Origin of the sequence: Phytobacter sp. V69 (assembly GCF_965644215.1) — a bacterium.
Lineage (GTDB): Bacteria > Pseudomonadota > Gammaproteobacteria > Enterobacterales > Enterobacteriaceae > Phytobacter.
Window position 1 is genome coordinate 1 of the sequence record NZ_CBFFRL010000053.1, and the last position, 13,137, is coordinate 13,137.

11 protein-coding genes are annotated in these 13,137 nt (G+C 58.0%); all 11 read left to right on the top strand.

Going from position 1 to position 13,137, the window contains the following annotated elements:
- Positions 1–380: 380 nt before the first annotated feature.
- The gene (locus ACSZPU_RS09745) at positions 381–1,589 is read left to right on the top strand and encodes an acyl-CoA dehydrogenase family protein (protein ID WP_498998025.1); all 1,209 of its coding nucleotides are present in this window, start codon (positions 381–383) and stop codon (positions 1,587–1,589) included.
- Positions 1,586–2,965: an NtaA/DmoA family FMN-dependent monooxygenase gene (locus ACSZPU_RS09750; RefSeq protein WP_498998026.1), complete on the top strand. Its 1,380-nt coding sequence runs from the start codon at positions 1,586–1,588 to the stop codon at positions 2,963–2,965. The genes ACSZPU_RS09745 and ACSZPU_RS09750 overlap by 4 nt, the downstream gene beginning before the upstream one ends.
- Positions 2,966–3,001: 36 nt before the next feature.
- The gene (locus ACSZPU_RS09755) at positions 3,002–4,312 is read left to right on the top strand and encodes an extracellular solute-binding protein (RefSeq protein WP_498998029.1); all 1,311 of its coding nucleotides are present in this window, start codon (positions 3,002–3,004) and stop codon (positions 4,310–4,312) included.
- Complete coding sequence (locus ACSZPU_RS09760) at positions 4,294–5,220, top strand: carbohydrate ABC transporter permease (RefSeq protein WP_498998030.1); 927 nt, start codon at positions 4,294–4,296, stop codon at positions 5,218–5,220. Before ACSZPU_RS09755 ends, ACSZPU_RS09760 begins: the two co-directional genes overlap by 19 nt.
- Positions 5,175–6,068, top strand: a complete 894-nt coding sequence (locus ACSZPU_RS09765) for a carbohydrate ABC transporter permease (protein ID WP_498998032.1) — start codon at positions 5,175–5,177, stop codon at positions 6,066–6,068. Before ACSZPU_RS09760 ends, ACSZPU_RS09765 begins: the two co-directional genes overlap by 46 nt.
- A gap of 17 nt (positions 6,069–6,085) precedes the next feature.
- The gene (locus ACSZPU_RS09770; RefSeq protein WP_498998034.1) at positions 6,086–7,168 is read left to right on the top strand and encodes an aldo/keto reductase; all 1,083 of its coding nucleotides are present in this window, start codon (positions 6,086–6,088) and stop codon (positions 7,166–7,168) included.
- A 13-nt stretch (positions 7,169–7,181) separates the two neighbouring features.
- The gene (solA, locus tag ACSZPU_RS09775; RefSeq protein ID WP_498998036.1) at positions 7,182–8,321 is read left to right on the top strand and encodes an N-methyl-L-tryptophan oxidase; all 1,140 of its coding nucleotides are present in this window, start codon (positions 7,182–7,184) and stop codon (positions 8,319–8,321) included.
- A 13-nt stretch (positions 8,322–8,334) separates the two neighbouring features.
- The gene (locus tag ACSZPU_RS09780; protein ID WP_498998038.1) at positions 8,335–9,429 is read left to right on the top strand and encodes an ABC transporter ATP-binding protein; all 1,095 of its coding nucleotides are present in this window, start codon (positions 8,335–8,337) and stop codon (positions 9,427–9,429) included.
- A gap of 144 nt (positions 9,430–9,573) precedes the next feature.
- Positions 9,574–11,040 (top strand): FAD-dependent oxidoreductase, encoded by a 1,467-nt coding sequence (locus ACSZPU_RS09785; RefSeq protein ID WP_498998040.1) that lies wholly within the window; start codon positions 9,574–9,576, stop codon positions 11,038–11,040.
- Positions 11,041–11,051: 11 nt separating this feature from the next.
- Positions 11,052–11,744: an SDR family oxidoreductase gene (locus ACSZPU_RS09790; protein ID WP_498998042.1), complete on the top strand. Its 693-nt coding sequence runs from the start codon at positions 11,052–11,054 to the stop codon at positions 11,742–11,744.
- A gap of 180 nt (positions 11,745–11,924) precedes the next feature.
- Positions 11,925–12,968 carry a uroporphyrinogen decarboxylase family protein gene (locus ACSZPU_RS09795; RefSeq protein WP_498998044.1) on the top strand — a complete coding sequence of 348 codons (1,044 nt, stop codon included), beginning with the start codon at positions 11,925–11,927 and terminating at the stop codon, positions 12,966–12,968.
- Positions 12,969–13,137: the final 169 nt, after the last annotated feature.

Below are 13,137 nucleotides of genomic sequence, written 5' to 3' on the forward strand. Positions count from 1 at the left end.
CAGTAAACCCAAGTTAATCGTAGGGATAGATTGTTTAAGCACTACCATCCTGCATCTTGAAGTTACTTGGGTATATATTGCTGGGTGAGTAACCTTGTTTTTCCTGCGTGAAATAACCCCGAAATCGTCCCGCTATCTATTGGCATTAAATAATAAATGACCTCAATTTAATAATGTTATGCCGTATTTTTTTATTTTAACCGCATGAATAATAATTGAATTTATTATCCTGATTTGTATAGCTAAAATACATATAACGCCTGGCGTTGATTTTCTCGCTTTCAAAATATACCGTCGTTTAAAACCTATTAAGTCTAATTTACAACGTCCTGCGGCGTTGGGAATTCTTGTGTTTTTTAATTTTCACTATCAGAGTAAATATGAGCGATCAACTGACTTCGGCGATCTTGTCGCCCGACCTGACGTCTTCTGCCTTTGATGTTATTCCTCGCGCGGTGGAGCTGAGCCAAACGCTGGAGGCGCTGGCGGTGACTACCGATCGCACCAGTGATTATCAGCAGGCGCGTGACGCCCTGCATCAGTCCGGGCTACTGGCGCTCAGAGTTCCCCGGGAGGTTGGTGGCGAAGGCGGAAGCCAGGCGCAGGCGATTGCCGTGGCGCGCATTCTGGCGCGCGCGGATGCGGGTATAGCCCAACTGCTGCAACCCCATTATGGCTTTACCGACACCATCGCCCTGCTGGCGTCAGCGCGAGCGCGCCAAATCCTCTGGCAGGATGTCCTCAACGGCGAACGCATTGCGAACGCTGCCAGTGAACGCGGTGGCAAACACTCTGCTGATTTCGCCACCACCCTGGTTCGACAGGGCGATAACATCCTGATTAATGGACGAAAATATTATGCGACCGGGGCGACAGGGGCCCGCTGGATAACGGTGATTGGCCGCAATGAGCAGGGCGGGCAGGTGTTGGCCTGGGTGCGAACCGATGCCCCAGGCGTGACCATTGACGATGACTGGAATGGCCTTGGGCAACGCGGAAGTGCCAGCGGCAGCCTGATCCTCGACAACGTCAGCGTGCCTGCCGATTACGTGCTGGAGACATGGGATGCCGCACACCGCGGTATTGCCTGGCATGAGAGTGGACGTCTTATTCATGCGGCGATTGATCTGGGGATTGCTGAAGGAGCCCTTGCATGGGGGGCCCAGACCGTTGCCCGCGATACCCGTATTCCTTTTGAGTCTCCGTGGCCCACGCTGGCGGAGGATCCGCTGTTGCATTATCAGATTGGGCAACTCAGCGCCCGTACCCGGTCGGTTGCCGCGCTGTTAACGGAAACTGCCGTGTTGCTGGACGACGTACAAGGCGGCAACACCGCCCGCTTTGCGGAACTACAGGCGTCGCTGGCAGCGAGCAAAGCGCTGGCGGCAGAGGTCAGCCTGGCGGTCAGCAGCGAGGTATTTTCCTGGAGCGGCGCACGTGCCGCAGACCGGGCATTACGCCTCGATCGCTACTGGCGTAATGCCCGCACTCACACCCTGCACGATCCGGTCCGGCTGCGTTATCAGGAGCTGGGTCGCCACGAAATTGCACAATTTGCCGCCGTGTCGCATCAGGAGTCTCAGCCATGAGTACGCTACGCCCGTTGATTTTTAATGCCTTTGAAATGAATGGCGTGGGGTATTACGCCCAGGGGAGCTGGACGCATCCCGATGCCGAACGGCACCGTTATAAAGATCTCGACTATTGGGTTGAGCGGGCGCGTTTTCTGGATAATGCCGGGTTCACCGCGCTGTTTTTTGCTGATGTATTAGGGATTTACGATGTCTATCGCCAGTCACCGGATCCGGCGATAGAAGGGGCGGTGGATTTCCCGCTCAACGATCCTTTTATGGTGATCCCCGCAATGATGGCGGTGACCCGTCATCTCTCTTTTGCGGTCACGGCATCGACCACCTATGAACATCCGTTCACCTTTGCCCGCCGTTTTGCCACCCTCGATCATCTCTCGAAAGGGCGAATCGGCTGGAATGTGGTGACCTCCTATTTGCCCAATGCGGCACGCAATTACGGACTGCCCGATCAACTGTCGCATGAGGTGCGCTATGCGCGGGCGGATGAGTTCCTGAATGTGTTCTACAAGCTGCTTGAAGGCAGTTGGGAAGAGGATGCCGTTCTGTACGACAAGTCTGTTAAACGCTACGCCGACCCGCGAAAAGTACACCGCATTGATCATCAGGGGGAGTATTTTTCCGTACAAGGCCCGGCTTTAACCGAACCGAGCGTGCAGCGCACCCCGGTGATATTCCAGGCCGGGGCGTCCAGTCGGGGGCTTGAGTTTGCCGCCCGCCATGCGGAGGTGGTGTTCGTCAACGGCATGAACCTGCAGGCGCTGCGGGCCAATGTCGATAAGTTACGTGCTGCAGCCGTTGCCGCAGGACGCCGTGCGCAGGACATTAAAGTGGTTACCGATCTCTCGACCGTGGTGGGGCGAACCCAGGCTGAGTCGGAAGAGAAAGCCAATGCCATTCGCGCGGCGCAATCCCCCGAGGCCCAGTACGCAGCGTTTGGTGGAGCCAGCGGATTTGATCTCTCCCGTTATCACGAAGACGACACGCTGTCGTCCGATCCACATAACTTTTCGCGCTCTGAGTCAGCACGTTTTACTAGTGAAAAAGCGCGTCCTGACAGCGTGGGGGCAATCAAAAAGCGGCTGGTGGATTTAAGTCCCTATGCCCGCACGCTGGTGGGTACCGCTGAGCGCATTGCCGACGACATCGAAGAGATCGTTCGCCTCACCGGCGTGGACGGTTTCAACCTTCATGAGTTCGTCAGCCCACGTGATTTCAGCGACTTTGCTGAACAGGTGTTACCGGTTCTTGCACAGCGCGGCCTGTTTGTGCCGCTAGCGCCCACGTCGTCACTGCGTCATCGGCTGTTTGGTGAGGGAGACCGACTGGTTGCACCCCATCCGGCGGCGGATTACCGCGGACGTTTCACGCAGTAAAAATAACAAAACAACATCGCACTCAGGGGTATCACCATGGATTCATCTGCAAAAAAACCGGCCAGATTGCTGGCAGGATTACTGTTGTCGCTGGGCACGGCGTCGGCTGGCGCGGCCACCATACCGTCGGTCGACACGCTCAGCGCGCCACAAAAAAACATTACGCTTAATTATTATGGCGGCGCTATTCCGGCGGAGCGGGCGAACAAGATCATCGCTGCGTTTGAGAAACAGTATCCGACCATCAAAATCAGTTATCACGCGGTGCCGTTTAACAGCTACAACGAGACGCTGGGTGCGCGCTTTGCCCAAGGTGATGTGGATATTTTCGACATCGACCAGCCGCAAAGCGCCAGCTACGCGGTGCGCGGTTGGGAAGCAGATCTGAGCGAGGCGTTCGCCGCGAAGCGTGCCCTGATTGACCCACCTGCGATGCAGGAGTCGACCATTAACGGCAAATTGCTCAATCTGCCGTATCAAATCGGCACGACCTTCCTCTATTACAACAAAAAAGTGCTCAAGCAGATTGGCGTGGCGTTCCCGTCGGATAAAGCCGGCGAGGCCCCCACCTGGGAATGGGTACGTGACACCGCGCGCAAAGCGGTAGACAGCAAGGCCTCAGCGTATGGCATCACTTTCTCGACGCCGGATATGTATTACTACGTCTACCCGCTGGCGGAATCATTGGGCGGCGGCAATGGGGTCACCGGGGACAAACAGCTGACCCCGGATGTTAACAATGCTGGATGGGTCAAAGCGCTGAGCTGGTACGGAAAGCTCTATGCAGACGGCCTGGCACCCCGTGGCGTGAAAGAAACGGCGCTGGCCTTCGCCAATGGCGACAGCGCTTTCTTCTATGGTGGTATCTGGAACTCACCGACCATTGCCAAAAATGCCGATCTGGATTTCGGTATCACCACGGCACCGCGCTTTAACGATGGCAAGGACGCCACCACCAGTGGCGGCTGGGCGCTGGGCATTAGCGCACTTGCCAGTGAGGAAAAACAGCGGGCGGCGGCGCTGTTCCTTAACTGGTATCTGTTTGGCGATCGCGGCGGGTTTATCTCTGCCGACCTGCAAACCGAAAACGTACCGACCACCGATGCCACCCGTGCCGTATTCTGGCAGAACCAGACCTACGCCGATCCGCGTCTCGCCGGGTTGCAACCGATCCTGACCTGGCAGGCGCAGCATTCTGCGCGTATTCGTCCACAAACCGTCGGGGGCGCTGAGTTTACCCAACTGATGACTGGGGCGATTGGCGACATCATTAACGGGGCGGATGCGCAAAAAACGCTGGATGCGACCAACGCGAAGCTGAAAGCGGCGTGGAGAAAATATCAGTGATCGCTCGCCCGCATACCCGCAGGCGGCCAGCCAGGGCAGCACGTCACGAGGCGCGCACGGCCTGGCTGTTGCTGACTCCCGCACTGTTGCTGCTGCTATGGTTGCGCATCATTCCTGCGGGCATTGCCATCGTACAGTCGTTTTATACCTCTGTGCCGGGCAGTGTGCTGCCGCCAAAGTGGGTAGGCTGGCAAAATTATCTCGACCTGTTTGACGATCCGGGATTCTGGGATTCGGTGTGGCGCACATTGCTGTTCGCCGCACTGGTGAATCCACTGACCATGGTCTTTGCCCTGTTTCTGGCCTGGCTATTGACCCGCAATGTGGCGTTCACGGGCGTATGGCGAACCCTCGCTTTTTTGCCCACGGCGCTACCGCTGATGGGCACTACGGTGGTTTTTGGCGTACTGATGCGCCCGGAGGGGGTCATCAATAGCCTGCTGGCAATGGCCCATCTTCCGGTCAGCGGCTGGTTTACCGACGTTAACGGTGCAATGGCCGCGCTAGTCATCCTTTCCACCTGGACCGCTGTGGGCTACTGGATGATCTTCCTGATCGCCGCCATTCGCGATGTACCGCGCGATTACTACGATGCGGCGATGCTGGATGGGGCCGGGGAGATTCGCCAGTTTTTTACCGTAACCTTACCGCTGATTCAGCGCCAGTTGCTGTTTGTCCTAACCGCCAGCACGGTATGGAATTTCATTCTCTATGCCCCGGTCAGCGCCCTGACGAAAGGTGGCCCACAGGGTTCCACCAATTTTCTGATGTACGACATCATCACGCGTTATTACGCGCTGAGCTCACCCGGCTCGGCGCTCGCGGAGATGACCATTTTATTCATTTTGATGGGAGTCACGGTATGGCTGCAATTCAGGCTGTTGAGCCGAATGCGAAGCGCGCCGTAATCCACGGCGTTCTGCTGCGTCGCCGAACTCTGCGGCTGCGGCGGGTACTGGCAACCGGGATAGCGCTGCTGATTTCACTGCTCTTTGCGATTCCGTTTATCTGGCTGGTGGCCTCTGCGTTTCGCCCGGTGGCGCAAACCTTTCAGGCCAGCGTCGATGTCTGGACCTTTATTCCACGTCGCTGGACGCTGGAGAATTTCTCCGCCGCCTTTAGCCGTGGCTTTGCCGCCAACCTGTTTAATTCACTGTGGGTAACCGGCGTGTCGGCGCTGCTGGGAACCCTTCTCGCGGTGCTGGCGGCGTTTCCGCTGGTGGTGATGCGCTTTCCCGGACGCGACTGGCTGTTTGTGGTGGTGGTCTTTGCTTTCATGATCCCTTTTGAGGTGGTGGCGCTACCGCTGACCACCGTGTTCAACCAACTGGGGCTTGCCAACACCCTGACGGCACTCATTGTGCCGGGGCTGGTACACGGGCTGGCGATTTTTAACCTGCGTCAGTTCTTTCTGAGTATTCCCCGCGAACAGCTGGAAGCCGCGCTACTTGATGGGGCGCGCTGGTGGCGGATTCTGTTCCAGATTTACCTGCCGCTGGTGCGTCCGGCGGTGATTGGTTCGGCCATGATCCTGGCGATGGCGCAATGGAACGCCTGGCTGTGGCCTTCCCTGATTATTACGGATAACAGCAAACAGACGGGGGCCGTAGCGATTGGCCTGCAGGACTCCGCCTACACCCAGAACTACGGGCTGGCATTCGCCGAAGTCTTTATCCTGGCCCTGATCCCTGCGCTGCTGATTTTTATCGGCCAGCGCGCCTTTACCCAGTCGCTGAGTCATTCCGGCGGCAAATAAGACCCAAGGAGAACGTTATGAGTGAAAATAAACACCGAGTCACCTTCCTGGATGAACGTCCGGATCCAAATTCCCCGTGGGCAGCCCCGGCAGATCGTTTTCAGCAGTATGGCTACAACCGCGTGGGCGACAGCGGCCTGGTCGTCTCACCCATTGGTCTGGGCTTTTGGTACAACTTTGGCGATAACACGCCGTTTCAGCAGCAGCGCGACATCATTCGCTTTGCCTTTGAACGCGGGATTAACCACTTTGACCTGGCAAACCAGTACGGGCCGCCGTTAGGGGCCGCCGAGGAAAATTTTGGCCGCGTGCTGCGTAAGGATTTCGCCGCCTATCGCAATGAACTGGTGGTGACCACCAAAGCGGGATGGCCGCAATGGCTGGGGCCAAACGGACGTCTGGGCGGAAAGAAACATCTGCTGGGCAGTATTGATGAGTCCCTTGGGCGGCTGGGGTTGGATCATGTGGATATTTTCTATTCCCACCGTTATGACCCGGACACGCCGGTGCGTGAAACCATCGAGGCGCTGGACACCATTGTGCGTCAGGGTAAGGCGCTGTATGTCGGCGTTTCTTCCTATTCGGCAAAACGGACGGAAGAAGCTTTCGCCATCGCCAAAGAGCTGGGCACTCCACTGCTGGTGAGCCAATCCTCTTACTCGCTGATCAACCGCTGGATTGAGGATGAACTGCTGGAGGTGGTCGGGCGTTTTGGTGGCGCGGCTATTGGGTTTACACCGCTGGCGCAGGGGCTGCTGGCTGACCGTTATTTGCAGGGCTTTACGGATGTCTCTCGTGCTCAGCCACGCCCGTATATCTCAGAGGAAGCGCGCTCGGAAGACAACCTGCGTCGCTTGCGTGGGCTGGCTGAGATTGCCCGTGAACGTGGTCAAACCCTGTCACAGCTGGCGATCGCCTGGACGCTGCGCAATCACCGTGTGGCATCCACGCTGGTGGGCGTCTCGACGACAGAACAGCTGGCGGAAAATCTCAAGGCGCTGGATAACCTGGCATTCAGCGCAGAAGAACTGGCGCGAATTGACGCCTTCGCCGTGCACGATGGCGGGGTGAATCCATGGAAAATTTCCTCTGAGTTGTAATAAGGAACAGGACATGAGTGCTGAGTTAACGCAGGCGCGGTATGACGTAGCCGTCATTGGGTTGGGGGCGCTGGGGGCCGCGTCCCTCTGGCGTCTGGCAGAGCAGGGGGCGAAGGTCATCGGTGTGGATCGGTTTTCCCCCCCGCACGATCTTGGCGCGACTCATGGTAAAACCCGGCTGTTTCGTACCTTTTGTCTGGAACACCCGGCGCTTGGGGAATATGCCAATCTTTCCCGCCAGCTGTTTGTGCAGCTTGAAGCACTGACGGGGGAGTCACTCCTTACGCTTACGGGTGGCACCATTATTGGCCGCCCGGACTCACATGCGGTGAGAGGCACGCTTGCGGCGGCAAAACATCTGGGCGTGGCGCTGCCGGTATGGGATGCCCGCGAGCTTGGCGAACGCCAGCCGCAGCATCTCGGGCTGGAGGCGAAAGACATTGCCGTATGGGATCCCGATGCCGGGGTGGCAAACCCGGAGGGGTTTATCCGTGCCGCACTGCAACGGGCACGCGCGCTTTCCGCCCAGGTCTTGTCCAGTATTGACGTCTTAAAGGTGACCGAAACCGCGGACGGCGTGCGGTTGTCCACATCGGCGGGGGAGATTAAGGCCGCGCAGGTGGTGGTGGCTAGCGGAGCCTGGCTGCAGCGTTTTGCCCCGGACTTGCCGCTCGATCCGATACGCACGGTGATGACCTGGTTTGAGGCCACTGAGGGCTACAGTCTGGCGAATTTCCCGGTGTTCGTGCGTGAAATCACACCTCAACTTACGCTTTGGGGGCACGGTGCGCTGGCGGGTGGGGCGGTGAAATTGGGGCTGGGGGATATCGGTGTGTCGCGCACACCGCTGTCACTCGAGCATATTGAACGGCGCATTCTCCCGCAGGATATCCACGGCATTAGCCATGCTGTCGGCCAGTGGCTGGGCGGCGTTAACCCCCAGCCTGTCAGTGCCCATCCCTGCATGATCACCCGCACACCGGATGCGCAGTTTGTTGTGGGGCGCTATGCCCGTCGCGTACTGGTCGCCGGTGGGGACAGCGGGCACGCCTTTAAGCATGCCCCGGCCATTGGCGAGGTGATTGCACGCCAGGCCTTAGACAAAGCCATTGAACTGGATACCGGGTTTATCGATCCAGCGCGTTTTCGTTAATAAAGAGAGTGATATGGGACGTTTAGTGATTGAGGGTGCAGGAAAATATTTTAACGGCGTGGAGGTGGTGCAGGATATTCGTCTGTCCATTGAAGATGGGGAGTTTGTGGTCATTGTTGGCCCTTCAGGCAGCGGCAAATCCACGCTGTTACGGATGATTGCGGGGCTGGAGGATATCGACAGCGGCGAGATGTATCTCGACGGCGTGTTAATGAACGACGTGTTGCCGCAGGAGCGTAGTATCGGGATGGTTTTTCAATCCTACGCCCTTTACCCGCACATGACGGTGGCGGAAAACATGGCGTATAGCCTGACGCTGGCAAAGCAACCGAAAGCCGACATTGCACGTAAGGTTGAGGACGCCGCGCAGTTGTTGCAACTGGCGCCGCTTATCGCGCGCAAACCGGCCATGCTCTCGGGCGGGCAGCGTCAGCGGGTGGCGATTGGTCGCGCGCTGGTCAAAGAGCCCGCGCTCTTTTTGTTCGATGAACCTCTGTCTAACCTGGATGCGGCGCTGCGCGTTGAGATGCGCGTGCAAATTGCCCGCCTGCATCAGCGACTGCACGCCACCATGATTTATGTCACCCACGATCAGGTGGAGGCGATGACGCTGGCCGACCGGATTGTGATGATGTCTTCCGGACGCCTTGCGCAGGTGGGAACCCCGCTTGAGCTCTACCATTATCCCGCCACGCTTGAGGTGGCGACCTTTATTGGTTCCCCACGTATGAATACCCTGCCAGTTACGGTGATAGAGGGCGATGCCGCCGGGGCGCAGGTCCGGTTATCGGATGGTTCCTCTCTGTGCGTCGCTGTGAATGCAAGCCTGGCCGTCCCCGGTGAAATAGCATGGCTGGGTGTCCGCCCGGAAGACCTCGTGGTGGATGAGCTTGCGGATGCGTCACTGTCCGCTACGCTGGTGCTGCGGGAGCATCTCGGCCATGAAACGCTGCAGTATTACCAAATCGAGGGTATCGATACACCACTAACCCGACGTAGCGCGGGGGAAAGCGCGCTCGTTCCGGGGCATCATGCTCAATTGGGCTTTACCGGTAAGCGCTGCCATTTATTCCGCCAGAGCGGCGAGGCTTATCCACGGTTACGGTAGCGTGCTCGGGAGGGCTAAACGCCACCATACCCCGCATAGCAAAAGTCTGCATTAGGCTAGCAATATTAAATCGTAGTTCCCCTGGCATCGAAGTGCTATCACTCAGCAAATGACTGAATGCATTGACACAAAAGGATAACGACGATGTCACTTTCTTCTACATCATCAGTAGCTGCAGAGCAGGGGCTCGCCACGCTGGAAGCCCGAATTAAACAAGATCTGGAGTGGCTGGCCTTGCCCGCGAAACGCTGGCTGCCGCCACAACCTGACGCCCAGGCGCAGAATGTGGCCATCATTGGCGCAGGCATGGCGGGCCTGGCGGCAGCGTTCGCACTGCGCCTGCAGGGTATTGATGCGGTACTGTATGACAAAGCGCCCAAAGATTACGAAGGTCCGTGGGCGACGACCGCGCGCATGGAAACGCTACGTTCCCCCAAACAGCTGACCGGGCCGGCGCTGGATATTCCCTCACTGACCTTTCGTGCCTGGTACGAAGCGCAGTTTGGTCTTGAGGCCTGGGAGGCGTTAGACAAAATCCCTCGCCTGCAGTGGGCAGATTATCTTCGTTGGTATCGTCAGGTGCTGGCGCTGGATGTGCGTAACGATCACACCTTAACGGACATTAATGCGCAGGATCCCCTGCGTGTTGAACTGACCTTTTCGCATCATGGCGAAACTGAGCGAGTGAGCGCGCGCAAAGTGATCCTCGCTATCGGGATGGATGCCTTTGGTGGGCCGGCGATCCCGGATTTTGTGGCCGATGTGCCTAAACAGTTTTGGGCACACTCGGAAGAGGCGATTGATTTTGCTGCGCTTGCCGGACGCCGGGTGGCGGTGGTTGGTGGCAGCGCCACGGCGATGGACGTGTCCGCCACGGCGCTGGAGGCGGGAGCCGCAGGCGTTGAACTGCTGATCCGTCGTCCTGATTTCCCCCGGGTGAACCTGTCAAAAGGGGCGGGCAATCCCGGATTTGAATCCGGTTATTTTAATCTGCCGGATGAGTGGAAATGGCGGCTGGCCCAGCATATCGCCACCGTCCAGATTCCACCTCCGCACGGCAGCACACTACGCGTGTCGCGCCATCCCAATGCCTGGTTCAATTTTAACGCTCCGGTTGAGCGTGTCGAAACCCGAGGTGAGGGCCTTGTCATCCATACGCCACAGGGCGAAGTGCCGGTGGATTTCCTGATCCTCGCCACCGGTTATGCCCTGGACTGGCACGCTCGCCCGGAATTTCATGCGCTGGTGGGACAGGTAAAAATCTGGGGCGATGCCGCCTGGCAGCCACCTGCGGATAAACAAAACGCGCAACTGGCGAGTTACCCCTATCTGGGAGCCGATTTCGCGTTTCAGGCCAAACATAGCGATGCCCCGGCCTCGCTGGCGCGGCTGCACTGCTTTAGCTACCCGGCGTTGCTCAGCAATGGTCACGTGGTTGGCCTTATTCCCGGTATCAGTCAGGGGGCGCGCACCCTGGCACAAAACATTGCCGGGCAGCTGTATCACGAGGATCGTGAACTCCACTTTCAGGGCATTATTGATTTCGATGATCCCGAGCTGTTGGGCGATGAGTGGCAGCCTGCCGTGCCCTATGCCTGGCGCGAACGCTAAGGAGCGCTCTTATGCCCCAGAACACGCAGCAATGGCCGGTGGCCGTGGTCACCGGTGGCACCAGCGGCATTGGGCTGGCGATTGCCCGGACCCTGGCCCGCGATCATCAGGTCTATGTGATCGGTCGGCGCCCTGTGGGATCTGAAAGTGAGGAACACGCTCATTTGATTCCGGTGAGTCTGGATATTCGCGACAGTGGCGCGGTGGCGGGTTTTGTCGCTAGGTTGCCGCGTCTGAACGTACTGGTGCACTCCGCTGCGGTGGCCCAGCCTTACCGGGTCGCGGAGGCCACACCGGAGGTCTGGCAACACCATTTCGCCATCAACGTGTTTGCCCCTGCCGAACTGACGCGCCTGGCGCTGCCGAAGCTGCGCGACAGCCGGGGGCAGATTGTGTTTATCAACTCCGGCTCGGGCACGCGTGCGCTGGCCGGTCACACGGTCTATTCCGCCAGCAAATTTGCCCTGCATGCGCTGGCGGAAGCGCTGCGCAATGAGGAGCGGGAGCAGGGGGTACGTGTGGCCACGGTTTACCCCGGCCCGACCGATACGCCCATGAACCGCCCGCAGCACGGGGACGATCCGCTTACGCGCAGTTCCCCGCAATCTATCGCCAGTGCCGTACGTCTTATCGTTGATACCGATGAGGATTCGCAGGTGACCGAGGTCGTTGTGCGCCCGCGTCACGACCTCGCTGCACGCTAAGCTACAGGTGAACACGGCGTGCCTGTCCTGTGCGGCACGCTGAAATAACACATTGATATCACTGGTAACATTTGATTATCTTGCGCGCTTATTGCGCATAATCTACGCCGTTTTAATTCGTTGTCAGGGGGTAAAATACGCGCAAAAAATGGGGCTCCTTCTCAAAAACGGAGCAACACCATGAGCGCGACCTCACGTATCAAAGCCCTGCTTACCGGGGAACAGCTTGCCCGGCCCGCGATTGCCGGTTGGTTTCATCTGCCGCTTGTTGATCGCGACCCGGATGCCTTTATTCGCGAAACCATCCGTCTGACGGATGAGTACCAGTGGGATTTCGTCAAAGTCATGTCCAACGGCCACTATCTGGCTGAGGCCTATGGGGCGGATATTCAATTCCCCAACGATCCCACCCAGTGGTCCGGCGTTTTCCGTCGCTACCCCATTGCGGGCGTTGAGGATCTGGCCACGCTTCCCGTCCTCGACAAAGACAACCCCGTGTTAGCCCGCGAGATTGCTATTGTCCGTGGCCTGGTGGCGCACTATCGCGGGGAGGTGCCGATCATCGCGACCTTGTTTACGCCGCTGACCTGGCTACAGGAGCTGACGCAGTCGACCCGGCCAGAGCCGATTCTGGCTTTTCTGCGCCAGCACCCGCAGGCAGTGCGCCACGCGCTGGATGCGGTATTTCAGACCAACCTCAATTTTCTTGACGCGTTGCTGAAGGCGGGTATCGACGGCATCTTTCTTGCCACCCAGTTTGCCCGTAGCGATCTGTTGAGCGAGGAGGAGTTTCACACCTTTAGCCTGCCGTATGACGAAGCATTGTTAAACCACGTCAAAGACAAAACCTGGCTCAACATTCTGCATATCCATGGTGAGCATCATCTGCTTTTCGAGCCTTATCTGGATTACCCGGTGCAGGCATTCAACTGGGAAAACGTGTCCCACGGCGTGCCTGATGAACAACGCACAGGGGTTGCGGAGCTGCGCGCCCGTACCGACAAACTGCTGATTACCGGTATCGATCAGCACCAGGATTTTCATGTTGAGGGGGGCAACCGTGAAGCGGTGAAAGCGCGTCTGGAACAACGCTTAACCCTGTTGCGCGAGGAGGGTGGCGATCGCGGGATCATCTTTGCGCCGGGGTGTGCTTTACCGCTCGATAGCGATCGCCGCCTGTTCGGTTTACTCGCTGAGCTCAGCCAGGCGCAGACCCCGCGCTAGCGCTGCTCTGGTGTCACATCCCGCTAACAAATTTACGCATATTCATTATCAGTATTGTTCTTTGCGGTTTACGAATCGCTGTGAAAATATCGAATCAGGTTTCGGACGGCTAGCCGCCTGTATGGGGTCGTCTGGCCGCTCTCAGCATGACGCTTAAACGATAACCACA